At 65.8% G+C, this 24,333-nt stretch carries 20 protein-coding genes; 13 read left to right on the top strand and 7 right to left on the bottom strand.

Annotated elements, in window-relative coordinates; genetic code table 11:
• Nucleotides 1-2: 2 nt before the first annotated feature.
• The 4 genes from AC1X6S_RS03005 to AC1X6S_RS02990 all read right to left on the bottom strand — a co-directional run bounded on the left by AC1X6S_RS03005 (nt 3) and on the right by AC1X6S_RS02990 (nt 3,116).
• Nucleotides 3-1,010: an App1 family protein gene (locus AC1X6S_RS03005; protein WP_483404968.1), complete on the bottom strand. Its 1,008-nt coding sequence runs from the start codon at nt 1,008-1,010 to the stop codon at nt 3-5.
• Between the two features lie 84 nt (nt 1,011-1,094).
• Nucleotides 1,095-1,769 (bottom strand): DedA family protein, encoded by a 675-nt coding sequence (locus AC1X6S_RS03000; protein WP_483404327.1) that lies wholly within the window; start codon nt 1,767-1,769, stop codon nt 1,095-1,097.
• Nucleotides 1,770-1,788: 19 nt separating this feature from the next.
• A complete protein-coding gene (locus AC1X6S_RS02995; protein WP_483404967.1) occupies nt 1,789-2,727 on the bottom strand; it encodes a M56 family metallopeptidase in 939 nt (312 codons plus the stop codon).
• A gap of 20 nt (nt 2,728-2,747) precedes the next feature.
• Nucleotides 2,748-3,116 (bottom strand): BlaI/MecI/CopY family transcriptional regulator, encoded by a 369-nt coding sequence (locus AC1X6S_RS02990; RefSeq protein WP_483404326.1) that lies wholly within the window; start codon nt 3,114-3,116, stop codon nt 2,748-2,750.
• A gap of 129 nt (nt 3,117-3,245) precedes the next feature.
• Here AC1X6S_RS02990 and AC1X6S_RS02985 point away from each other — a divergent pair, with 129 nt between their 5' ends.
• Genes AC1X6S_RS02985 through AC1X6S_RS02965 form a run of 5 tightly spaced genes read left to right on the top strand, consistent with a single transcriptional unit; the run spans nt 3,246 to nt 9,687 of the window.
• Nucleotides 3,246-4,658 carry a cytochrome ubiquinol oxidase subunit I gene (locus AC1X6S_RS02985; RefSeq protein ID WP_483404325.1) on the top strand — a complete coding sequence of 471 codons (1,413 nt, stop codon included), beginning with the start codon at nt 3,246-3,248 and terminating at the stop codon, nt 4,656-4,658.
• A gap of 8 nt (nt 4,659-4,666) precedes the next feature.
• On the top strand, nt 4,667-5,692 hold the full coding sequence (gene cydB / locus AC1X6S_RS02980) for a cytochrome d ubiquinol oxidase subunit II (RefSeq protein WP_483404324.1): 1,026 nt from the start codon (nt 4,667-4,669) through the stop codon (nt 5,690-5,692).
• A gap of 9 nt (nt 5,693-5,701) precedes the next feature.
• A complete protein-coding gene (cydD, locus tag AC1X6S_RS02975; RefSeq protein ID WP_483404323.1) occupies nt 5,702-7,348 on the top strand; it encodes a thiol reductant ABC exporter subunit CydD in 1,647 nt (548 codons plus the stop codon).
• On the top strand, nt 7,345-9,057 hold the full coding sequence (gene cydC / locus AC1X6S_RS02970; RefSeq protein ID WP_483404322.1) for a thiol reductant ABC exporter subunit CydC: 1,713 nt from the start codon (nt 7,345-7,347) through the stop codon (nt 9,055-9,057). The genes cydD and cydC overlap by 4 nt, the downstream gene beginning before the upstream one ends.
• Nucleotides 9,058-9,069: 12 nt before the next feature.
• Nucleotides 9,070-9,687, top strand: coding sequence for a TetR/AcrR family transcriptional regulator (locus tag AC1X6S_RS02965; RefSeq protein WP_483404321.1), 618 nt, complete (start codon nt 9,070-9,072; stop codon nt 9,685-9,687).
• Between the two features lie 10 nt (nt 9,688-9,697).
• Here AC1X6S_RS02965 and AC1X6S_RS02960 read toward each other — a convergent pair whose 3' ends face one another.
• A complete protein-coding gene (locus AC1X6S_RS02960; protein ID WP_483404320.1) occupies nt 9,698-10,147 on the bottom strand; it encodes a nitroreductase/quinone reductase family protein in 450 nt (149 codons plus the stop codon).
• Between the two features lie 134 nt (nt 10,148-10,281).
• Between AC1X6S_RS02960 and AC1X6S_RS02955 the strand changes: the two genes are divergently transcribed.
• The 6 genes from AC1X6S_RS02955 to holA all read left to right on the top strand — a co-directional run bounded on the left by AC1X6S_RS02955 (nt 10,282) and on the right by holA (nt 20,384).
• Nucleotides 10,282-11,712: an anthranilate synthase component I family protein gene (locus tag AC1X6S_RS02955; RefSeq protein WP_483404319.1), complete on the top strand. Its 1,431-nt coding sequence runs from the start codon at nt 10,282-10,284 to the stop codon at nt 11,710-11,712.
• A 69-nt stretch (nt 11,713-11,781) separates the two neighbouring features.
• Nucleotides 11,782-14,334, top strand: a complete 2,553-nt coding sequence (gene leuS, locus AC1X6S_RS02950; RefSeq protein WP_483404318.1) for a leucine--tRNA ligase — start codon at nt 11,782-11,784, stop codon at nt 14,332-14,334.
• Nucleotides 14,335-14,447: 113 nt separating this feature from the next.
• Nucleotides 14,448-15,116, top strand: a complete 669-nt coding sequence (locus AC1X6S_RS02945; protein WP_483404317.1) for a helix-hairpin-helix domain-containing protein — start codon at nt 14,448-14,450, stop codon at nt 15,114-15,116.
• Nucleotides 15,117-15,287: 171 nt separating this feature from the next.
• The gene (gene adhP, locus AC1X6S_RS02940) at nt 15,288-16,298 is read left to right on the top strand and encodes an alcohol dehydrogenase AdhP (protein WP_483404316.1); all 1,011 of its coding nucleotides are present in this window, start codon (nt 15,288-15,290) and stop codon (nt 16,296-16,298) included.
• A gap of 809 nt (nt 16,299-17,107) precedes the next feature.
• Nucleotides 17,108-19,297 carry a ComEC/Rec2 family competence protein gene (locus AC1X6S_RS02935; RefSeq protein WP_483404966.1) on the top strand — a complete coding sequence of 730 codons (2,190 nt, stop codon included), beginning with the start codon at nt 17,108-17,110 and terminating at the stop codon, nt 19,295-19,297.
• A gap of 46 nt (nt 19,298-19,343) precedes the next feature.
• Entirely contained in the window at nt 19,344-20,384 is a 1,041-nt protein-coding gene (gene holA, locus AC1X6S_RS02930) for a DNA polymerase III subunit delta (protein ID WP_483404965.1), read from the top strand.
• Between the two features lie 150 nt (nt 20,385-20,534).
• On the opposite strand, the gene rpsT is transcribed toward holA, so the two are convergent.
• Nucleotides 20,535-20,795, bottom strand: coding sequence for a 30S ribosomal protein S20 (gene rpsT / locus AC1X6S_RS02925; protein ID WP_108391200.1), 261 nt, complete (start codon nt 20,793-20,795; stop codon nt 20,535-20,537).
• Between the two features lie 117 nt (nt 20,796-20,912).
• Entirely contained in the window at nt 20,913-21,653 is a 741-nt protein-coding gene (locus AC1X6S_RS02920; RefSeq protein WP_483404315.1) for an alpha/beta fold hydrolase, read from the bottom strand.
• 145 nt (nt 21,654-21,798) lie between these two features.
• Here AC1X6S_RS02920 and lepA point away from each other — a divergent pair, with 145 nt between their 5' ends.
• Nucleotides 21,799-23,652, top strand: coding sequence for a translation elongation factor 4 (gene lepA, locus AC1X6S_RS02915; RefSeq protein WP_483404314.1), 1,854 nt, complete (start codon nt 21,799-21,801; stop codon nt 23,650-23,652).
• Complete coding sequence (locus AC1X6S_RS02910) at nt 23,653-24,306, top strand: DUF1990 family protein (protein WP_483404313.1); 654 nt, start codon at nt 23,653-23,655, stop codon at nt 24,304-24,306.
• Nucleotides 24,307-24,333: the final 27 nt, after the last annotated feature.

The raw sequence follows: 24,333 nt of genomic DNA, 5'->3' as shown, positions 1-24,333 counted from the left end.
GGCTAGGCCAGCCCGCGTTCCTCGAGCTGCCCGAGAAGCCCCGCGCCATCTGGTGCGTACACCCAGGGGGCACGAGACTCATGTTCCTCTGGCTTGGAACGACCACCGGCGAGAACAGCCTGGCTTGGTGACAGCTGACGGATGGCGACGGCGGCGACGTTCTCCGGGTGCTCAGTGGAGAACTCGCCGTAGATAACTTCGTCGTGCTGTCCGTCGTCTCCGACGAGGAGCCACTTGATGTCGGGGAATTCATCGGCGAGCCGGCGGAGATTGTCCGCCTTATGGGCCCGCCCGCTCCTGAAGATGCGGTCGGCCGTCGGACCCCAGTCCGTGAGGAGCAATGCTCCGGTCGGGTACAGGTGCCTGGTGAGGAAGCGGGAGAGTGTGGGAGCCACGTTCCACGCGCCGGTCGACAGGTAGATGATGGGGGCGCCCTCGTGGTCGCGCAACAGGCGCTCGAGGAAGACGGCCATTCCGGGAACGGGAGTACGCGCGTGCTCGTCGAGGACGAACGTGTTCCAGGCCGCGACGAAGGGGCGGGGGAGTGCCGTGACCATGACCGTATCGTCGATGTCGGAGATGACCCCGAATCGGATAGTCGGCGCCACCACAAACACGTTTTCGATAACCGGCCGGGAGTCCTCTGTCTGCAACGTGATCTGCTGCCACCCTGGTTCAAGCTCGACGGGGATCCTCGCGTCGACGACGCCGCCCCTGTCTGCCTGCACGACGTGTGTCTGGTCGCCGACGGTAACAGTGACCTGTGCAGCCACCACCGGAATACTCGTGAAGCTCCGCCAGCCACGAACACGCTGTGCGGGTGCTGCGGTCTGGGCAAGCTCAGGCTTGGTCAGCAGAACGCGCGCGAGAACACGGACCCAGGTGGTTGAGCCGTAGCCGGTGTATGGGATCACGGTGGCCTGCAGCCCATTCCGGCGGCCCCTGCGGGCACGCCAGTCCAGGAATGCGTCGTCAATTCGCGCTGCCCGGTGCAGCCTCAGAGCCGACATTGGGGTGGCCCTGCCGGGCTGTTCGAGTGAGTGCACCCGATCAGTCTGGCATGTCCGGTGACGATCGTTGGTGCGCATGTCGGTTCAGTCGCTTTCGCGCGTTGCGGGGTCGCCGTCACCCGGGCGGCTCATGTGGCGTTCCTCCGAGCGTTTCAGGAGGCGCTTGACGATGTATGCGACAACCAGGAACGCCGCGATGATCGCCACGAAGATGTAGCCGGCGTAGTGCAGCTGGTCGGCGAGCTGTCTGTAGGTGCCGGCCGCCGCCGAGCCGACCGACACGTATGCGATCGACCACACCAGGCAGGCGGGAATGGTCCAGCTGATGAATCGGCGATACGACATGGCACTCATCCCGACCGTGAGGGGGATGAGCGAGTGCAGCACGGGAAGAAAGCGTGAAATAAAGACGGCGATGCCCCCTCGCCTGTCGAGGTAATTCTCCGCCCGGACCCACTGGCGATCGCCGATCTTCCTGCCGAGACGGCTCGCCCGGATTCGGGGTCCGAAGAAGCGTCCGAGCGCGAAGCCGATGGACTCCCCGATGATGGAGCCGATCAGTACCGCGGCGATGAGTCCAACGAACTGAGCAGGGCTCGCCACCCCTGTGCTCGCCACAATGACGACGGTGTCGCCGGGAACAATGAGACCGACGAGAACACTGGTTTCGAGCATGATCGCCGTGCCCGCGAGAACCGTCCGAAGGACAGGGTCAACGCTTTGCACGAGGTCGAGCAGCCAGGTGAGGAACTCATTCACGATGCTGAGCCTATGGGACCTAGATGAGTACCAGCAGCACGGTCGGAATTACGAGAAGGGCGATGGCTCCGGTGAGGACGCAGACCCGCGCGCCGAGCCGCAGCGGCGGCTGCGGGTTCACGAGCCTCGCGACCCGCGGGCCGATCAGGCCAGGTTCGATCTCGCCGCGATTCGCCCAGGCGAGTTCGGGAGCGAGGGGATCGCTCACCGCCCCTGACCCAACGAGCGCGATGGCGGTGGCAAGTGTGCGGTCGTCCGTGGCCCTGCGGGCCTGGTCGTCGGCGAGCATTTCAACGAGAAGTGCGACGGCGTTCTCCGCACGATTGGCGATGGGGAACCACGGGAGTGCGCTGTGCCACGACTTGAAGGCGATGAGGACCAGGTGGTGCTGCTGCGCGAGGTGAGCTCGTTCGTGCGCAATGACAGCCCGCAGCTGGTCGTGATCCAGCAGGGCGAGCAGGCCCTCGGACAGTACGGTGACGGAGCTGCTTGTCCCGGCCAGGCAGTACGCAACGGGAGAGGGGTGGTCGATCACCCGGGTGCCGGGGTTTCCCTCCAGAGGTGCGCTCAGCAGGTTCACGAGCGAGAGGTGGCGCTTGCGCTGGCGCTCGCTCCTCACCGTGGTGAGCACGAGGCTCAGGAGCAGGTGCCCGGTGAGGAGAACGGCGAGGCACAGGGCGAACATCTGGGGGAGCGTCGCACCTGTCGGCAGGGTCCCGGCGAACAGATGGTTGATGAGGCGGATGCCGCCATCGATGAGATTGTCGCCGAACGGGATGAGACCGTACGTGACCAGCGACCCGATCATGGACAGGCCTCCGGCGAGGGCGATCGATTGCCAGAGCACGAGGGCGGTGCCGGGGGCGCGGGCAGTCCACCGCGCCCGTGAGAGCGCCAGGGGTACCGGCCACGCGAGCGTGAGGGCCAGTGCGGCGAGCACGACGGAGGCGGTGAGCATCACGTCGACCGAGTTTAGTGTCAGGACGTGCGAGCCCCACCGAGAAGCGCGCGCAGCGTCTCGGCCTCTTCCGGGGTGACCTGGCCGACGAAGCGTGCGAGGGCGGCTTCGCGGTCGTTGGCCGTGCCGAGCACCTCGTGCATGAGGTCGGCGGTGTGCTCAGCCCTCGACGTGACCGATCGATAGAGGTGAGGTCGGGTCGAACGGTCGCGCTCGACGAACCCCTTGTTCTCAAGTCGTGACAGCACGGTCAGTACCGTCGTCACCGCGACTTCCCGTGCGCCTGTCCCGGAGTCGAGGCTGTCGCGGAGGTCGTTCGCGCTGAGTGAGTCGTTTGTGCTCCACAGCACATCCATCACCGATCGTTCGAGTTCACCCAGGGTTGCCATCGCACAAGAATACCCCAGTTCGCGCGAATTTCTACATTTCGTAGAAAAGAGTTCTACAGGTCGTAGAAATGGGTCTAGGCTCAGACCGAAAGCTTTTCTACGCGGTGTAGAAAACTCTGTGGAGGTGACGTGAACGACCTGCTCGATCCGCTGCTACTGTCGCGCTGGCAGTTCGGACTCACGACGATCTACCATTTCCTCTTCGTGCCGCTCACGATCGGGATGGCACTGACGGTCGCGATCTTCCAGACAGCGTGGGTGCGAACCGGCAAGGTGCACTACCTCCAGCTCACCCAGTTCTTCGGCAAGATCTTCCTCATCAACTTCGCCATGGGCGTCGTGACAGGAATCGTTCAGGAGTTCCAGTTCGGCATGAACTGGTCCGACTACTCACGCTTCGTCGGAGACGTCTTCGGCGCACCACTCGCGTTTGAGGGACTCCTCGCGTTCTTCCTCGAGGCCACGTTCATCGGCCTGTGGATCTTCGGCTGGGACAAACTGCCGGCCAAGCTGCACCTCGCAACCATCTGGCTGGTGTCGATCGCCAGCATCCTCTCGGCGTACTTCATCATCGCCGCCAACGCGTTCATGCAGAACCCTGTCGCGTTCACGATCAACGAGGAAAAGGGCAGGGCGGAGCTCACCAGTATCTGGGAGCTGCTCACCAACCCGGTCGCTCTCGCGGCGTTCCCGCACACGATCTTTGCCTGCTTCATGGTCTCGGCCGGCCTCATCATCACGGTTGCGGCCTGGCACCTCTCCAAGAACCAGCACCTGGAAACCATGCGGCCGGCGCTCAAGTTCGGTCTCTGGGGAATGGTCGTCTCCGGTGCACTCACCACACTCGCGGGAGACCAGCTCAGCCTCGCCATGGTCGCGACCCAGCCGATGAAAATGGCAGCAGCCGAAGCGATGTACGAGACCTCGACCGGCGCCGACGCGTCGTTCTCCATCTTCACGCTCGGCACACCCGACGGCGTACACGAGCTCTTCTCCATCCGTATCCCATACCTGCTGTCGTTCCTGTCGACCCACACGTTCGACGGCACCGTCGAGGGCATCAACAACCTTCAGGAGCAGTACCAGACCCTGTACGGCCCCGGCGACTACGCGCCGATCATCTGGGTCACCTACTGGTCCTTCCGCTGGATGATCGGCATGGGCATCCTGCACGTCATCGTCGCGGTCGTCGGTCTGTGGCTGACCCGCAAGGGGCGGATGCCAACCAACAAGTGGGTATGGAAGGCCGCGGTCTGGTCGTTCCCGCTGTCACTCGGCGCGATGATTGTCGGCTGGGTCTTTACGGAGATGGGACGGCAGCCCTGGCTCGTGTTCGGGTTGCTGGAGACCGCCGACGGCGTCTCTCCCGGGGTGACCGGTATCGAGGTGCTCATCTCGCTCGTTGCTTTCACTCTCGTCTACGGTTCGCTCGCCGTCGTCGAGTTCCGGCTGATCAAGAAGACCGCCCAGGAGGGCCCAGCGGCCATCGGCGAGTCAGAGGAAGAACCCGGAAAACCACTCATCCACACCACGGTCTACTAGGAAGACAAATGGATCTCACAGTTCTCTGGTTCGGCATCATCGCCTTCCTCTTCGTCGGGTACTTCGTGCTCGAGGGGTTCGACTTCGGCGTGGGGATGAGCCTCCCGTTCGTCTCGAAGGACGACACCGACCGTCGCGTCGTCATCAACACCATCGGCCCCGTGTGGGACCTCAACGAGACCTGGCTCATCGTTGCCGGTGCGTCGCTCTTCGCGGCATTCCCCGAGTGGTACGCGACGCTGTTCAGCGGGTTCTACCTCCCGCTGCTGATCATCCTTATCGCGCTCATCATCCGCGGAGTGTCATTTGAATACCGCCACCAGCGGCCGGAGAAGGAGTGGAAACGTCGCTTCGACCGGATGATCATCACCGGCAGCGCCATTCCCGCCTTCCTCTGGGGTGTTGCCTTCGCCAACATCGTCCGCGGTGTGCCGCTTGACTCCGGCCACAACTACACGGGAACCGTCTTTGACCTGCTGAACCCGTACGCGCTTCTGGGCGGCGTCACCACGCTCCTCCTGTTCTTCACCCACGGAGCCGTGTTCCTCACGCTCAAGACCGAGGGCGACCTCCGGGTCAGGTCCCGTGCCCTCGCAATCCGCGCTGGCGTCCTCACGGTTCTCGTCGCCGCGTCGTTCCTGGTCTGGACCGTGTTGTCTTACGGCACCCTGCCGGCATTCATTCTCGCCGCTGCGGCCGCCGTGACCCTGATCGCCTCGGTGTTCGCGAACATCAAGGGCAGGGAGGGCCAGGCTTTCACGCTCATGGCGCTCACGATCACCTTCGCGGTGCTCACGCTCTTTGCATCGCTGTTCCCCGACGTGATGCCGGCGAGCAACGACCCGGCCAACAGCCTGACCATCGAGAATGCGTCGTCGAGCCCGTACACGCTCCAGGTCATGAGCTGGACCGCGCTCATCGCACTGCCGCTCATCCTCGCGTATCAGGCCTGGACCTACTGGGTGTTCCGCAAGCGGGTCACCCGCGGCCACATCGAGGCCGTCGAAGACTCCCACGTCCCTGCGGCAGACTAGCCTTTGAGTGTGCGTCCCCTCGATCCCCGGCTCCTTCGATACGCGGTCAGTGCACGGTGGTTCCTGCTCGCAGGAGCTCTCGTCGGCATCGCCACCACGGCCTGCATCGTCGCTTTCGCCTGGCTCATCACCGAGTGCGTCACCGGCGCAATCGAGGGGCGCGGTCTCGATGAACTGATGCCGTACATCGGCGCACTCGCCGGCTTCGCGGTCATCCGTGCCTCGCTCGTGTACGCGCAGGACCTCATCGCTGCGAGGGGTGCCGCGAGGGTCAAGAGCGAGCTCCGGCTCCGTGTTCTTGACGCTGTCCGGCTGCTCGGGCCAGCGTGGCTCGCCGAACACAACACGGCTCGAGTCGCGACCCTGCTCGGCAGGGGGATGGATGCGCTCGATGACTACTTCTCGAAGTACCTGCCCCAGCTGATCCTGACGGTGATCGTCACACCGGTGATTGTCGTCGTGATTCTGATTCAGGATCCGGTATCCGCGCTTTTCATCCTTGTGACCCTGCCCCTCATTCCGCTCTTCATGGTTCTGATCGGCTGGGCGACCCAGGCGGTGCAGCGACGGCAGTGGTCGGTACTCGGAACCCTGTCGTCCGGTTTCGTCGACACTCTCGGCGGCCTGGCGACGCTCAAGATCTTTGGCCGCGAATCGCGGCAGGTCACACGGATGCGCGCGATCACGACGGATTATCGCGTGCAGACAATGAAGGTCCTCCGTGTCTCCTTCCTGTCGAGCTTTGCGCTGGAACTCGCCGCGAGCCTGTCGGTCGCGCTCGTCGCTGTGTCGATCGGCCTTCGCCTCGTTGACGGGTCGCTCGTGCTCGGTGTCGGCTTGTTCGTCCTTCTCCTCGCACCGGAGGCATTCCTCCCGCTTCGCCAGGTCGGCGCGAACTTCCACGCCGCAGCCGAGGGCGTCGCGGCCGCCGAAGACGCGTTTGTCGTCCTCGATGAGGCGCGGGAACTGCCTGCGGATGCCGCGGTGCCAGCGGGTGAGGAGCGCGGTTCCGGCGTCCTCCAGTTGCGAAACGTCAGCGTCGACTACGGGTCGGGTCCGGTGTTCGCCCCCGTGTCGACCGAGTTCACTCCAGGTCGGCTGACGGTCATCGCCGGGCCGAGCGGATCGGGCAAGTCCAGCCTCGTCGCCGCGATTCTCGGCTTCGTGCCGCGCTCGGGCGACATCTCGCTTGGTGGAGAGCCCGTGCTCCCCGGCGCCCAGGACCGCCCGTGGCTCGCCTGGACCGGGCAGCGGCCGTCGCTGTTCCTCGGGACCGTTGCCGATAACGTGGCACTCGGGTCCGGGCATCCAGACCCCCAACGCATCAGGACCGCACTCGCCCTCGCCGCGGCCGGTGAACTGTCGCCGGACCTTCCCGTCGGCGTCGCGGGCTCAGGGCTCTCCGGCGGCCAGGCGCAGCGCGTTGGTGTCGCACGGGCGATCTATCGCACGCTGGAGAACTCCTGTTCTGTTCTTCTGCTCGACGAGCCGAGCTCTGCACTCGACCACACGACTGAAAATCGACTGCTCGACGGCCTCGCGAGCATCGCGCGCTCGGGAACCGCTGTGGTCGTCGTGAGCCACCGGGCCGCCGTGATCGAACGCGCTGACGCCCTGCTTCACGTCAGCTCACTCGCGGGGGTGTCGGCATCATGAGTGCGGTACCCCATGGCTCAAACACGGTGAGTGCCGGCCAGGTTCGCGCGGTTCTCACCACCGCGCTGCCCAGGACAAAGGGAGCGATCCTCGGTGTCCTGTTCGGGATCCTCGCCGCCCTGTGCACCGTGGCGCTGCTCGCAACGAGCGCATACCTCATCACCCGCGCTGCGGAGCAGCCGCCCATTCTCTACCTGTCGATGGCGGTCGTCGGTGTGCGCGCATTCGCCCTCGGGCGTGCGTTCTTCCGCTACCTCGAGCGCCTCGCCAGCCACGACGCCGCTTTCCGGCAGCTGGAGACCGTCCGCGTGGATCTTCTGCGGAGACTCATTCCGCTCGCGCCCGATGGGCTCGGCCGGACCCGCCGTGGTTCGCTGCTGTCCTCGCTGGTCTCCGACGTCGACGAACTCCAGAACCTGCCACTCCGGGTGCTCCAGCCCCTGGTTACGTCCCTCGGCGTTGCCGCCATCGCCGTCTGGGTCGTCGCACTGATCTCGCCGGCGGCCGCCGCGGGACTCGCACTGGCCCTCGTCGCCGCATTTGTCATTGGAACCGTGGTCTCCGGCCGTGTCGCGGCATCCGCTGAACGGTCCCTCGCTCCGCGCCGCGCTGCGCTTGTGGACGCCCTCCTCGACTACCTCGGCAGCCTCGACGTTCTCATCGCGTACGGTGCCGAGGCGGAGGGGCGCCGCAGGGTCGAAGCCGCCGACAGCGCGCTCACCCGAGCCCTCACCGCGCGATCCGCGGGCGTGGGGATCGCTGCGGCAGCGCTGTCGCTGTGCGCCGGGCTGGCCGTGGCGTGGTCGCTGGTAGCGGGGATTCCCGGCCTGTCGGCTGAGAATGGTCTCACCGGGCCTGCACTCGCGGTCATCGTCCTCGTTCCGCTCGCGGTCTTCGAGATCGTGGCGAGCGTTCCCCTCGCGGCGAGTGCGTGGAGGCAGGTGCGAGCGAGCGCTGAACGGATTGCCCGGGTGGCACCCACCGACGTGCCGAGCGAACTTCCCTCGGATGTCGGCACCGCCGAAGTGGCTCACAACCCGACGGCACCCGTCATCGCGCTCTCGAACGTGACCGCACGCTGGCCGGGGGCGACGGCACCGGCTCTCAGCATTGCCTCCCTCGCGATCCAGCGCGGTGAGCGAGTGCTTATCGAAGGGCCAAGCGGCGCCGGGAAGACAACGCTGGCCCACGTGCTCGTGAGATTCCTCGACTACGAGGGGAGCTACGAGCTTGCCGGGCAGCAGGTGCGCGACCTCCCCTTCGCCGCCGTGCGCGGTGTGGTCGGGCTGTGCGAGCAGGTTCCCTACCTGTTCGACGAGAGCATCAGACAAAATCTCCTGTTCGCGAGGGACACCGCAACGGATGCTGACCTCACCGACGTGCTCGAGCGGGTCGGCCTCGGCGAATGGCTCGTCGCGCGCGGGGGTCTTGACGCCAGGGTCGGTGAGCGCGGCGCGCTCGTCTCAGGCGGACAGGCGCAGCGGATCGCCCTCGCGCGAGCCCTGCTCCGGGAATTCCCCGTCATCGTTTTCGACGAACCGACGGCGAACGTGGAGGCAGATCTTGCCGAATCGCTTCTCGTCGACCTGCTGCGCGCGGGACAGGGTGACGACAGGACCATCGTCCTGATCACCCATGCCGACCTGCCGGACGGACTCGTGCACCGGCGGTTCCGGATCGAGTCAGGCATCCTGACCTCCGTGCTGTAGAAATGATGGACCATGAATGACGATGTTGCACCGGCCGTCGGGTTACGGGCTCGCAAGCGAGCGAAAACCAGGTCCGCGATCGAACACGCGGCGATCGCACTCGTCCTCGAGCACGGATACGATCACGTCACCGTCGAGATGATTTGCGCGGCCAGCGAGGTGTCGCAGCGCACGTTCTTCAACTACTTCGGTTCCAAAGAGGGCGTGATTTTGGGCCCGGCGCCGACACTGGACGACCTTGACGGCAAGCGGTTCATCTCAGAGCCGGGTAACGACATCGTGCATGACCTCGTCCGGATCATGGCATCCGCCCTCACCGACGAATCGGTCGATGCCGAACTTCTGCGGTCACGGTTTTTCATCATCACCGCCACACCGGAGCTTCTCGGCAGGCAAATGGACTGGATGGTCGCGCAGGAGAACGAACTCGTGGATCTGGTGCTCGCTCGTTTTGCGGTCTCGGGCCGCACGGATGGCGACCTCCGCGATGAGGCGGCGATGGTGGTGGCCCTCGCGTTCACGGTGCTGCGTTACACGCTGCAGAAGATGTTCGTCGGTCCAGGCGCCGAGTCGGTCGAGGCAATTCTCACGCAGGCATCCGCCCTGATCAGGCGCATCGCCGCCGAGTGACACCGAGCGGTCACTCCGCCTCGCGGGACTCACAGATCACCACGGGGATGTCGCGGCTGGTCTTGCGCTGGTAGCGAGCGTACCCGGGGTATGCGGCGACGATTCGTGGCCAGAGTTCGTCCTTCTCTGCCGGGGAGGCTGCGCGAGCGCGCATCTTGCGTGTCTTACCCGACACGGTCACCGCCACCTCAGGATTGCTGCGCAGGTTGAGGTACCACTCCGGGTGGGTATCGCTCCCGCCCTTCGACGCGACGAGGACGAGTTTTTCGCGGTCAGAGATCGGCGTTGTCAGCATCGTCGCCCGAGGACGTCCGGATGACCTGCCGATCGTGTGTAGTTCCACCACATCCATCGTCCCGAGCCGTGAACCGAGCCGGCCACCCGTCACGGCAAGTATGCCCCGGTGGAGGATGTTCATGGCGCGCATTCCCGCGTCGGTGATGGCTGCTTTCAGGCTCATGGTCGCGAGTGTACGTTGCCGCGGTCCGGACTCCCGGTGCGGTTGACCGCAGCGCGGTGGCTGGTACTCCGATGACGGGTGTATTGGACGATTAGGGCCCAACACGCCACGCGCGGGCATCTAGGGTATGAACTGTGCAATCCGGAACGACGACTCGAGCGCTGGACATCTGGGTCGACCCGGAAGAGGCGTTCCTCGCCCTGTTCTCGGAATCCGAGCACGCGTTCTGGCTCGACAGCGGCAGGTCCGCCGCGACCGGGTTCAGCTATCTCGGCGACGGATCCGCAACGCTCACCGCGTCGGTCGCCGACGGCACCGTCACCTACAGCGCTAGTGGGAACGAAACGCCGCAGGTTCGCTCCGCCACCGTTTTCGAGGCCCTGGCCGATGTCCTCGCTGAAGACGCGGTCCTGGCTCACCACGACGTCACGGTCGGTGAGTTCACGGCCGGCTGGGTCGGCTGGCTGGGGTACGAGGCTGGCGCGGCCCATGTCGGAACCAGACATCACCAGTCGCGCTACCCGGACGCGGCCCTGGTGCGTGCCGAGCGCGTGCTCGTCTTCGATCACGCGGCGCGCACCGTAACCGCTGTCGTTGTCGCCGCTCAGGTGGCTGGTGAGGTGGCGGGGCAGGTGGCGCCAGAGCCCGACTTCTCCTGGCTCGGCCCGCTGACGCGGCGCGGCATCACGGGGGAGAGCACCGAGCCCGCCGAGCCGGTCCCGGCCGGACCGGTCCGCTGGCGCCACAATCCCGGCGAATACGGCACGCTCATCGCCCGCGCACAGGACCACATCCGCGCGGGTGACGCCTACCTCCTCTGTCTCACCAACGAGCTGCGCATCGACGGCACGTTCGACGCGACCACCGTCTACCGTCGGCTGAGACGGTCAAGCCCGAGCCACCACGGCGGGCTCATCCGGATCGGTGGCGTTGCGCTCGTCAGTTCATCGCCGGAGCAGTTCCTCCGGATCACTCCCGAACGAACGATTACCACGCGTCCGATCAAGGGAACGCGTCCTCGCGGTGATGGACCCGCGACGGATGCCGCCCAGCGCGATGGCCTGCTGGCGAGCGTGAAGGAGCGTGCTGAGAACCTCATGATCGTCGACCTCATGCGCAACGACCTCGGCCGTATCGCGGCACTGGGGAGCGTGCGGGTGAGCGATCTGTTGACCGTCGAGAGTTATGCCCAGGTGCACCAGCTCGTCAGTACGGTGACCGCCCGGCTGGCGGAGGGCGTGACGCCGGTGGCGGCCGTTGCCGCCGCGTTCCCGGCAGGGTCCATGACCGGCGCCCCAAAACTCTCCGCGATGACCCTGCTCGATGACCTCGAACGGGGCCCGAGAGGTGTGTACTCGGGAGCGTTCGGCTACTTCGGGGCCGATGGCGCCGTCGACCTCGCCATGGTGATCCGGAGCATCCTGATCGATCATGACGGAGCAGCCATCGGAACAGGCGGCGGTATCACGGCACTCTCGGTCGCAGACGATGAGGTCGAGGAGACCAGGCTGAAGGCTGCCGCACTTCTCGATGCGCTCGGCGCAAGCCAACAGGAAGTAGGCTAGTTGGCTGGACCGTGAGTGAGCCCGCCCTGCTCCTGCAACGGTCATTTCCCGCTTATGAATGAGAGCCACGTGTCACACGACGAACTGAATCAGGCCAGCAACAGGTACGACTTTGCCGCGATCCAGAAGAAGTGGCTTCCGGTCTGGGATGAGATGAAGCCGTTTGCGACGAATGACGCCACCGATCGGCGCCCGCGCAAGTACGTGCTCGACATGTTCCCTTACCCCTCCGGTGACCTCCACATGGGGCACGCTGAGGCGTTCGGTTTCGGCGACATCGTTGCACGGTACTGGCGCCAGCAGGGTTTCAACGTGCTGCACCCGATCGGCTGGGACTCGTTCGGGCTGCCGGCGGAGAACGCCGCCATCAAACGGGGCGTCGACCCTCGCGGCTGGACCTACGAGAACATCGCCCAGCAGAAGAAGAGCTTCCGCACCTACGCGCCGTCCTTCGACTGGGACCGCGAACTGCACACGTCTGACCCCGAGTACTACCGCTGGACGCAGTGGCTGTTCCTCCAGCTGTACAAGAAGGGGCTCGCCTACCGCAAGGACAGCGCGGTCAACTGGTGCCCGTTCGACCAGACCGTGCTCGCGAACGAGCAGGTCGTCGACGGCAGGTGTGAGCGCTGCGGCAACCTCGTCACCAAGAAGAAGCTCAACCAGTGGTACTTCCGCATCACCGACTACGCCGACCGGCTCGTTGACGACCTCAAGCAGCTCGAGGGCGCGTGGCCGGCCAAGGTGCTCAGCATGCAGCGCAACTGGGTCGGCAGGTCGACCGGTGCCGACGTCGACTTCACCATCGAGGGCAGGGATGCCGCGGTTCCCGTCTACACCACCCGTCCAGACACCCTGTTCGGCGTCACCTTCATGGTCGTGGCCGTCGATTCCGAACTCGCTGCCGAGCTCGTTGCCGATGCTCCCGCCGAGACGCAGCAGGCGTTCGCCGAGTACCTCGAGCGCGTCAAGGGCGAGAGCGACATCGATCGCCTCAGCACCGAGCGTGAGAAGACCGGTGTCTTCCTCGAGCGGTACGCCGTCAACCCGATCAACGGGGAGCGCATCCCGATCTGGGCATCAGACTACGTCCTCGCGGACTACGGGCACGGCGCGATCATGGCCGTTCCCGCTCACGACCAGCGCGACCTCGACTTCGCGCGGGCGTTCGACCTGCCTGTCCGCGTTGTCGTTGACACCAACCAGCCTGTCACCGGAGCGATCCCGGTGCTCATCGATGGTGAGCTGCCGGACGATCTTCCTCCGACAGACCCCAAGGCCACGGGGGAGGCCCTCACCGGTCCCGGGCGACTGATCAACTCAGGTCCGTTCAACGGGCTGTCAAAGAACGCCGCCATGGCGAAGGTCACCGAGGCGCTCACCTCGTCCGGGCTCGGCCACACCGCCAAGAACTACCGCCTGCGCGACTGGCTGATCTCTCGGCAGCGTTACTGGGGCACCCCGATCCCGATCATCCACTGCGAGAAGTGCGGTGAAGTGCCGGTTCCCGAGGACCAGCTGCCGATCGAGCTTCCCTCGGCCGATGGACTCGACCTTCAGCCCAAGGGAACCAGCCCGCTCGGTGCGGCCGAGGACTGGATCAACGTCGCCTGCCCGACGTGTGGTGGACCCGCCCAGCGCGACTCAGACACGATGGACACGTTCGTCGACAGCTCCTGGTACTACCTGCGTTACCTCAACGCGACATCCGACACCGTGGCATTCGACCCGGCCGAAGCCGAGAAGTGGGCGCCGGTCGACCAGTACGTCGGTGGCGTCGAGCACGCGATCCTGCACCTGCTGTACTCGCGGTTCATGACCAAGGTGCTCTACGACCTCGACTACCTGACCTTCACCGAACCGTTCACCTCGCTGCTCAACCAGGGCATGGTGCTCATGGATGGCGCGAAGATGTCGAAGAGCCGCGGCAACCTCGTTGAGTTCGCCAGTGAACTGTCGCTCTACGGCGCTGACGCGCTTCGGGTCACCCTCGCGTTCGCGAGCCCGCCCGAAGACGACATCGACTGGGCGGATGTCTCACCAGCCGGTTCCGCAAAGTTCCTCGCCCGCGCCTGGCGTGTCGCGCAGGACGTCACGAGCGCACCCGACGTGGTGTGGAAGAAGGGTGACGCCGCTCTCCGGCGCCAGACGCACAGGTTCCTCGCCGACGCACCAGGACTCGTCGAGTCATTCAAGTTCAACGTCGTGATCGCCCGACTGATGGAGCTCGTCAACGCGACCCGCAAGGTCATCGACACCGGCAAGGGACCAGCGGATCCCGCGGTGCGGGAAGCAGCGGAAGTCACCGCCGTCGCCCTCAACCTGTTCGCTCCGTACACGGCCGAAGACATGTGGGAGAAGCTCGGTTACGAGCCCACCGTCGCGCAGGTGCTCTGGCGCAAGCCCGACGCATCGTTGCTTGTTGAAGAGAGCGTCACGTGTGTCGTCCAGGTGGACGGTAAAGTCCGCGACCGGCTCGAGGTCTCGCCGCAGATCGCCTCGGACGACCTCGAGAAGCAGGCGCGGGCATCCGCTGGTGTCATCCGCGCGATCGGTGATCGTGAGATCGTCAACGTCGTCGTGCGTGCCCCTCGCGTGGTGAGCATCGCCACCCGGAAGTAGGGCTCAAGCGACACACGAGCCCGCCGTCCCTTCACAGGGGCGGCGGGCTCCTTGTTTTCCCCACGGTGCCTGCCGAGAGCATGGTTCCGGACAGGAGCTGGTTGGCTTCAGGCATGGCCATGCAGTCGGAGGGGCATTCTGAGCGTGGGGCCACCGGGGTAAGGCGGGCAGAGCTGCGGTCGAGGAAACCGGCTCACGTTCGGCTCGGTGCTGGAGCCGTGATCGTGCTCCTCATTGCGGGACTCGCGGTCGCCGTGGTCGTCTCGCTCATCGGATCGGCGGGAACGACGTCGACACTCGCGGTGCCCTCGGCCGAACGATCAACCGCGCAACCGGACAGCGCCGGGGCTGTCGCGTACGTCCATATCCTCGGTGCGGTTGCGTCACCGGGCGTCTACCGGCTGCGGGAGGGGGACCGGGTTCTCGATGCCGTCGCGTCAGCGGGAGGGTTCACCCCAACCGCCGACCAGCGCGGCGTAAACCTCGCGCGGTTCGTGGTCGACGGCGAGCAGATCCACGTGCCGGAGATCGGGGCCCAGAGCTCTGCGGATGCCGTCGCGCCGGGCACAGGGGCACCGGGCAGTGAGCGGGGAAAAGTGAACCTCAACACCGCGACGAGCCATGAGCTCGAGGAACTGCCGAGGGTCGGACCGGAAATGGCGTCACGGATCATCGCCTGGCGCGACACGAACGGGCCGTTCACCGCCGTCGACGAGCTGATGAGCATCACCGGAATCGGGGAGAAAACGTTCGAAGCGCTCAGGGAACTGGTGACGGTCTGAGGCACGAGAGAGTTTCCGGCGCCGGATCCGATGGTCGAACCGTGGCGCCGTCGGGCCTTTCGCCCCTGATGGGGATGTGCCCCGTGAGCGATGGTCATCACGGAGTCGACAGTGGTCTGAACATCGCGTCGCTCGTACTCCGTCATCCTCGTATCCTCCAAAGGAGTCATCATGAAAGCCGCCGTTGTCACCTCATTCACAGAGCCGTTGGAAATCCAGCAACGGGACGTTCCGGAGCCAGGACCGGGCGAGGTGCTTATCCGCCTGGAAACGTGTGGCCTGTGTCACACCGACATCCATGCCGCCCACGGCGACTGGCCGGTCAAACCGAGCCCGCCCTTCGTTCCAGGGCACGAGGGCGTCGGTATCGTCGAAAAGCTCGGTGACGGAGTGACCAGCAGGGCCGTCGGCGACCGGGTGGCGATCCCGTGGCTGGGTTACGCGTGTGGAGAGTGTCGATACTGCATCGACGGGCGCGAGACCCTGTGTGAGAACCAGCGCAACAGCGGCTACTCCGTCGACGGGGCATTTGCCGAGTACGCCGTCGCTTCGGCACGATTTGTTGTCAGCGTTCCCGAGGGCATCTCTCCGATCGAGGCAGCACCGCTCACCTGCGCCGGTGTGACCACGTACAAAGCGCTCAAGGTCGCCCACATCGTCCCAACCGAGCGGGTAGCGATCTTCGGGATCGGCGGTCTCGGACACCTCGCTGTGCAGTACGGCAGGATCATGGGCGGATCCGTCATCGCCGTAGATGTCGAGGATGCGAAGCTGGACCTGGCGAAGGACCTGGGCGCCGAGCACGTCGTGAACGCCGCGAAAGGCGATCCCGTTGAGGCCATCCGTGAGATCGGCGGCGCCGATGTTGCGCTTGTTCTCGCCGCGTCTCCGCGCGTGTTCGAGCAGGCGTTCGCGTCGCTTAACCGCGGCGGACGTCTGATCTGCGTCGGCCTGCCCGCTGATCAGGAAATGTCGGTGTCGATCTTCGAGACGGTGATCAAGGGCCTCTCGATCATCGGCTCGATTGTCGGCACCAGACAGGACCTCGCCGAGGTCTTCGCGCTGCACGCCGCCGGACACACGCGAATAATTGCGGAGACGCGACCGCTCGAAGGCGTCAACGACGCGATCGCCGAGGTTCTTGCCGGGAAGGTTCCAGCCCGGCTGGTCTTCGAGTACTAGGTTTTGTCCGAGGGCCTCGGTCTCCTCATTGGGCCGGGGTCCGGCGTTGTGTCAACGCCTTCGACTGATCCATACGATGCCCCACACCACGGCGGCGGCGACCGCGGTGAACAACGCCACGATGGCCAAGACAACGAGCAGATGTGTCATGCCGCCACCATACTCACCGTTCGGGGTTGGGCACCATAACCCGCCTCGGTCTCCACCCTCACTCCCGCACCGGTTCGCCGATACCGCGCGGGAACGGGTGGTCAGCCACACATCAGCGGAACAGTAAGGGCGGCCGCCGGAATACGACGACGAACGGGGAGCCGAGCAGTCCTTTCCGGCACACGCCGTCGATGTCTCCATAGAATTCCCAACCTGCCCTCGACATCCGACTGGCGAAGTTCCTTCTGCTGTGGCGGAAGGGCGAAGGGCTGTGGACAGGCGAGGCGGGTTCCTTCACACGGCGGCGTGTTCAACGGTTGTGCACAGTGAGGTCGCGCCCGAGCCACCAGTTCCGAGAGCAGGTTGGCTGGACGGCATGACCCTGTCGTGTAGCCATGATGACAGTGCTGGCCTCTGAGCACCGGCTTGTCCTGCCCGCAGCGGCAACGTGGATTGGGGCCGCCGTGATGGTCGGCGTTCCCGCAATCGCCGATGGTGTCGCAGCCGCCGGGATGCTGCTCACTCTGCTTTGTATCGGGCTCCTAGCACGTCAGGGACGATGCGGTCAAAGTCCCGCTCGCCGGCGGCCTCCGCGGGCGTGCCGACGGATCGGAGGACGGCGGCTGGCCGAGGCAAGGAGCTGGCTGGGGTTGCTCGCAGTGGCTCTGCTCGGTGTTGCGCTCGTGGCATCCGTCATCGCCGTCCGCGACGCATCACGCTCGCCGCCCCTGTTGAGCGGCGCCATCGACTCCGGACGGCCAGTCAGCGTCACTCTCACGGTGACCGACAAGACGGAACTGCAGAGTCGAAATTCGGCGACCCCGTGGGACCGGTCGACCCAGACCGGTGAACAGCGTCGAACGGAACAACGGATCCGGGGGACGGTGACCGAACTGACGGCGGGAGGTCGGACGGCGTCGGTGTCCGTTCCCGTCGTCGTGCTCGCGGAGGCGGGGTCGAACGAACTGGCCTCGATCGGTGAGCGAGTGTCGCTGGTCGGGCAGGCCAGGCGGACACCGCCGGGAGAACAGGCCGCGGCCCTGATCTTCGCCCTTGGCGAGGTCACACCGGTGACCCCGCCGCCCGCCTGGTTGAGTTGGGCGCCGGACATGCGCGCAGCGTTTGCCGAGCAAGCCGGGGAGTTGCCCGGCCGTGGGGGAGAACTCCTGCCAGGGCTCGCGATCGGCGACACCACGGGGGTGTCCGAGGATCTTGACAGTGACATGATTGCCAGTTCGCTCAGTCACCTCACCGCGGTATCCGGCGCGAACTGTGCCGTGATCGTCGCCGTGATCGTCCTTGTCCTGTCCGGCGTGGGCGCGCCACGGTGGCTCAGGATCGTCGGGGGACTCGTGGGGCTTGGCTTGTTTGTGATCCTCGTGACGCCCGAGCCGAGCGTCGTCCGGGCGGCGCTCATGGCCGTCGCGGTGCTGTTGTCGCTCGGCAGCGGTCGACCGGCCGCGGGCTTGCCCGTGCTCAGCCTCGTCGTGCTCATCATCGTGATCGGCGACCCATGGATCGCACGAAGCTACGGGTTCGTGCTCTCCGTGCTCGCCACCGCCGGACTCCTGATGCTCACGCGGCCGATCGCGGCGTTCCTCTCGACGTGGCTGCCCCAACCCGTGGCCGCTGGCATCGCCATCCCGCTGGCCGCGCAGCTCGCCTGCCAACCGGTGGTCATCACCCTGGACGCGTCGCTCCCGCTCTACGGCGTACCGGCCAACCTGCTCGCTGCCCCCGCGGCGCCTCTGGCGACCCTGCTCGGCTTGCTCGCGTGCTTGAGCGCTGGCGTACTGCCACCGCTGTCCTGGCTGGCGTTGTGGCTCGGCTGGGTGCCCGCGTCGTGGATCGCCGGGATCGCAACGACGGTGTCGTCGCTTCCCGCGTCACGTTTGCCGTGGCTGACCGGGGTCGGCGGTGCCCTCGCACTCGTGGCGGTCACCGTTGTGCTGATCGGGGCGATGATCGCCGTGGCGCGGAAGAACCGGACCGCCGCCACAGCGCTGGCCGCACTGCTGGTCGTCATCGTGGGCGCATACGCCGGCACCCTGCTGGCCGATCGGGTCGGACCACAGCTGGCGCTCCCGCGGGAGTGGAGTTACGCAGCGTGCGACATCGGTCAGGGCGACGCCGTTGTGATCCGCAGCCGGGGAGCCACGGCTCTCGTCGACACCGGACCGGATCCCGCGTCTCTCGGGCGCTGCCTCGACCGCCTCGGCATCGGTCGGATCGACCTGCTGGTTCTGAGCCACTTCGACCTCGACCACGTCGGCGGCGTCGCCGCAGTGGTGTCCCGGAGCGACAGGGTTCTCACTCCACCGCCCGAGAACGCGGCGGACGAACGGATGCTCCGCGACCTCACAGAGGGAGGGGCGACGGTCATCGAGGTGGCTGCCGGCGACTCCGGCAGGCTCGGCGCTCTCGGCTGGCAGGTGCTCTGGCCTCCGGGCGCAACCAAACAGCCGCCCTCGGGAAACGACGGAAGTGTGGTCCTGGAATTCGACGGTGACGGCATCCGGTCGCTGTTTCTCGGCGACCTGTCGGAGAGCGCGCAGGAGGCGTTGCTCGCGACGCGGACTGTTCGCGGCACCGTCGACCTCGTCAAGGTTGCCCACCACGGGTCAGCCGACCAGAGCGGGCGGCTGTACCGGGCGATCGCCGCGAGGGTCGGGCTGGTCTCCGTCGGTGCTGACAACGACTACGGCCATCCGGCCCCGACGCTCCTGGGCGCGTTGCGGGCAGCGGGCACCGCGCCTTTGCGGACCGATGAGTGCGGCCTCGTCGTCGTCGCGCCGTCTGGCGACACCCTTACGGTCTGGACCGAGCGCGGGGAGCCAGGCTGCCACTGAGTCTGTCGGTGCGCGCGGGTAAGCTTGGAGTGATTGAGGACGGTGAATTGTGGCAGCTGCACGAGGCGGGTCATCCGCTCGAACGGCGACGAAGGTCGCGATTCCCCACCTGAGCTGGAATCAGGTCCGCCCGGCACCCATTGTCCTCGTTTCGGGGACCCAGGGCTTCCTGGCGGAGCGTGCGACGAGGATCCTCCGTGACTTCCTCAAGGCCGAAGACCCGAGCCTGGAGATCAACGACATCCAGGCAGACAGCTACGCGCCCGGTGAACTGATCACCCTCGCCAGCCCGTCACTGTTCGGCGAGCCGCGGCTCATTCGTGTTTCGAACGTCGAGAAATGCTCTGACGCGTTTCTTCTCGATGCGCTCTCGTACCTCGAATCGCCCGCCGAGGGTGCCTACGTCGTACTCAGGCACGGGGGAGGGGTGCGAGGAAAGAAGCTTCTCGATGCCGTTCGCGCCAACAAGGCGAACGCCATCGAGGTGGTCTGCGCCGAGCTGAAGAAAGACACCGACAAGTTCGACTTCGCCGCGGCCGAGTTCAAGGCAGCGGGCAAGTCCATCCGCCCTGCAGCGCTGCGGGCGATCGTCGCCGCGTTCTCCGATGATCTGGCCGAACTCGCAGGCGCGTGCGCCCAGCTCATTGCCGACAGCGGATCGGAGGTCACCGAGGCGACGGTGACCCGGTATTACGGCGGCCGGGTCGAGACCAACGCGTTCGCGGTGGCAGACGCCGCGATCGCGGGCCGTTACGCCGAGGCGCTCGTCGGGCTGCGGCACGCGCTTGCCTCCGGCGCAGACCCCGTGCCGATCGTCGCTGCTTTTGCGAGCAAACTGCGCACCATGGCGAAGATTCAGGGCGGTCGCGGTTCGTCCGCTGACCTCGCCCGTCAGTTCGGGCTCGCACCGTGGCAGGTCGACCGCGCACGCCGCGATCTCTCCGGCTGGACCGACGAGGGCCTCGGCAGGTGCCTCCAGGTGCTCGCAGACACCGACGCCGGCGTCAAAGGCGAGGGCCGCGACCCGGTCTACGCGCTCGAGCGCATGGTGCACACCGTCTCCGGACGCGGCCGGCTGCCGCGCTGACCCGACCAGCGCTGACCCCACCAGCGCCGACCCCGCCCGGGACGACCCCCACGATAGAAGCGCGGACCGAAGACAATAGAAAAGGCCCCGCCGAAGCGGGGCCTTTTCTATTGGACCGGGTCGAAACCCTGGACCGAAGCGGAGGGACGCTTAGAGCGACGCGACCTTCTTGGCGAGAGCCGACTTGCGGTTCGCAGCCTGGTTCTTGTGGATGACGCCCTTGCTCACGGCCTTGTCAAGCTTCTTGGCGGCGGCCTTCACGGTTGCCTCAGCCTTGACCTTGTCACCGGCAACGATGGCTTCGCGGGCCTGGCGCACGACGGTACGGAGCTGGCTCTTGACCGCCTTGTTGCGCTCGGTTGCCTTCTTGTTGGTTCCGATTCGCTTGATCTGCGACTTAATATTTGCCACGTTTATACGCTTTCGTTGTGTTCTGAATGGAAGTGCCGGTCAGCGAGAGAGGGCGCATTCCGACGAAAATCGTGCGGAGTAATCCACACGCAAGTCAACACGTCACTCTACCAGTCGTCAGCTGTTACCGGAAATCTCCGACGGTTGCGCGCCCAGCGTCGCAGCGGCATCCGTGATCGCCCTCGTGAAATCCTCCGGTTTGATGAGGCTCACGAGGTGGGTGGCCCCGCGGATGACGACGACGGATGCCTGCGGCTTGGCGGCAGCGAACGCTCTCTGGTTGAGCCGGAAATGGTCGAGGCTCCCCGTGACGAACCACACAGGACCCGGGTAGTGGGCGAGGCTTCCGATCGGGTCGAGCCGGCCGACCGCCCCGAGGGCGGTATCCATGACGTCGAGCGCCACGCCGCCAGCGGCCATGTCGGCGAACCCCGCTGGCGGCAGGAACAGTCGTGCCATCGTGTCATTGAGCCACGCGCCGCGGTCCGGCAGGCGGTGAATGAGCCGGGCAAGCGCCCGGTAACCCCAGAGGCCCGGCCCACGGGGGAGGGTGAGGCAGCTCGCCGCGACCAGCCCGGCAACCCGGTCGGGGTGGCTGCCTGCGTAGTCGATGGCGATATAGCCTCCGAGCGACAACCCGACGAGCAGCGCCGGCCGACCAAACGCGTCGATGGCGTCGTCGATGGCGGCGTGGGCGGCCTCGATGCTGAACGGCTCTGCCATTCGTGTGCCGTGACCGGGCAGGTCGATCGCGGTCACGTCGAACCCCGAGGCGCGCAACTGTTCGACCTGCGCGCGCCACATGGTTCCGGACGTACGGATGCCATGTACGAGGACGATCGGAGGGGACGCGGCCATTCCCACATCCTGCACCCTCCCGAATGGCGATGCCAGAGGCTGACACCTCGGCCGGGGAGCTTCGTCGCGGTCGCGGCTCGACGCGAGGCCGGGGCATGGGACAATAGGGAGTTAGTCCACCCCACAACGAGACACTGAGGAACGCGTGAGCCCCAAAGCTGCGAAGGCACTCGAGCCTGCCGCTACCGACCCGTCGCTCATCCGCAACTTCTGCATCATCGCGCACATCGACCACGGCAAGTCGACGCTGGCAGACCGGATGCTGTCGGTCACCGGCGCTGTGAGCGACCGCGACATGCGGGCCCAGTACCTGGACCGCATGGACATCGAACGCGAGCGCGGCATCACCATTAAGAGCCAGGCCGTGCGGATGCCGTGGGAGGTTGACGGCCAGGCCTACGCACTCAACATGATCGACACTCCCGGCCACGTCGACTTCACCTACGAGGTGTCCCGTTCTCTCGCCGCGTGCGAGGGTGCCATTCTTCTCGTCGACGCCGCACAGGGCATCGAAGCACAGACGCTTGCGAACCTGTACCTCGCGATGGAGAACGACCTCGAGATTATTCCGGTCCTCAACAAGATCGACCTTCCGGCCGCTGACCCCGACAAGTACGCCAAGGAAATCGCGAACCTCATCGGCGGCTCGCCCGATGACGTGCTCAAGGTGTCAGGCAAGACCGGTGTCGGCGTCGAAGAGCTGCTCGACCGTGTCGTCGCGCGGATCCCGCACCCCGTCGGTGACCCGAACGCTCCGACCCGCGCGATGATCTTCGACTCCGTCTACGACACCTACCGCGGCGTCATCACCTACGTGCGAATGATCGACGGGCACCTCAGTCCGCGTGAACGCATCCAGATGATGTCGACGCGCGCCGTCCACGAACTGCTGGAGATCGGCGTCAGCTCACCCGAGCCCGTTCCTACCCAGGGACTCGGTGTCGGCGAGGTCGGCTACCTCATCACCGGTGTGAAGGACGTCCGCCAGTCGAAGGTCGGTGACACGGTCACCACCGCGCTGAAGCCGTCCACAGACCCGCTTCCCGGCTACACCGATCCCAAGCCCATGGTCTTCTCGGGTCTGTACCCGATCGACGGCAGTGACTACCCGGTTCTCCGTGACGCTCTCGACAAGCTCAAGCTCTCCGATGCGTCGCTCAACTACGAACCGGAGACATCCGTCGCTCTCGGCTTCGGCTTCCGCTGCGGCTTCCTCGGCCTGCTGCACCTCGAGATCGTCACCGAGCGCCTCGAGCGCGAGTTCAACCTCGACCTCATCGCTACGGCGCCGAGCGTGACCTACGAAGTGACGACCGACGACAAGAAGACCGTGACCGTCACCAACCCGAGTGAGTTTCCCAGCGGGAAGATCGTGTCGGTTGAGGAACCGATGGTCAAGGTCGGCATCCTCGCGCCGAAGGACTATGTCGGCACGATCATGGAGCTGTGCCAGGGCCGACGGGGTTCGCTCCTCGGCATGGAGTACTTCGGAGAAGACCGCGTTGAGCTGCGCTACACGATGCCGCTCGGTGAGATCGTGTTCGACTTCTTCGATCACCTCAAGAGCCGCACGCAGGGGTACGCGTCGCTGGACTACGAGCCGTCCGGTTCTCAGACCGCAGACCTCGTGAAGGTCGACATCCTGTTGCAGGGCGAGCAGGTCGACGCGTTCAGCGCCATCGTGCACCGTGACAAGGCGTACGCCTACGGCTTGCTGATGACTGAACGGCTGAAGAAGCTCATCCCTCGCCAGCAGTTCGAGGTGCCTATCCAGGCCGCCATCGGCGCTCGTATCATTGCGAGGGAGTCGGTCAGGGCCATGCGCAAGGATGTTCTCGCCAAGTGCTACGGCGGAGACATCAGCCGCAAGCGCAAGCTCCTCGAAAAGCAGAAAGAGGGCAAGAAGCGGATGAAAATGGTCGGTCGTGTCGAAGTGCCTCAGGAAGCGTTCATCGCCGCACTGAGCGGTGACACCGAGGTCGCGAAAGAAAAGAAGTAAGTGCGCCGGAGTAACTTTCAAGACCAGCCCGTCGACTACGCCGCGGTCGGCGCCACCCAGGCGCACGACCTCATGCAGTACCCGCCGCAGGGATTCGTGCCCTACGAGGCATCCATTCGCCTGGGCAGCGGAGCTGAACGGTTTGAGGCGGCGTCCACCTCGCTTCTGACCTGGGCTGTGCAGCGCGGCGCCGGCCTTCGCGTCGACGACGTCCAGGCCAGCTCGGGTGAGAGTTACGGCGGAATCCGCTACGCCGAAGACGGCTCGCCGCTCGAAGCGATCCATGTCTCCACCGAGCAGCGATTCGGCGCTGACGGCACGCCATACATCACGTCGGGCACCACCGCCCGGTTGCACGGCAGGATCGGCTCGTTCACGGTCGATGAGCAGATCAGGGTTGTCTACCTCATCGACGAGCCCAACGTCGTCGCGTTCGCATACGGAACCGTCGGTGGCAAGCGCGTGAGCGGCGAAGACGCGTTCCGCATCGAACGCCGCGAGGACGACTCGGTCTGGTTCCAGGTCCGGTCGTTCAAACGGCCGCTCGCACTGCGTTACCGGATCCTCCGGCCGCTGATGACCCTGCGCCACAAACGACTGACGACCGCGTACCTCCGCGCACTCTCGCCGTTGTGGACAGGCCCGGCCAGCTAGGTGATTCGTCACACACCCGGGACACAC

This window comes from Mycetocola sp. Y442, assembly GCF_056898615.1.
Note: the sequence above shows the minus strand (reverse complement) of the source record. Positions and strands in the feature narration are given on the sequence as shown.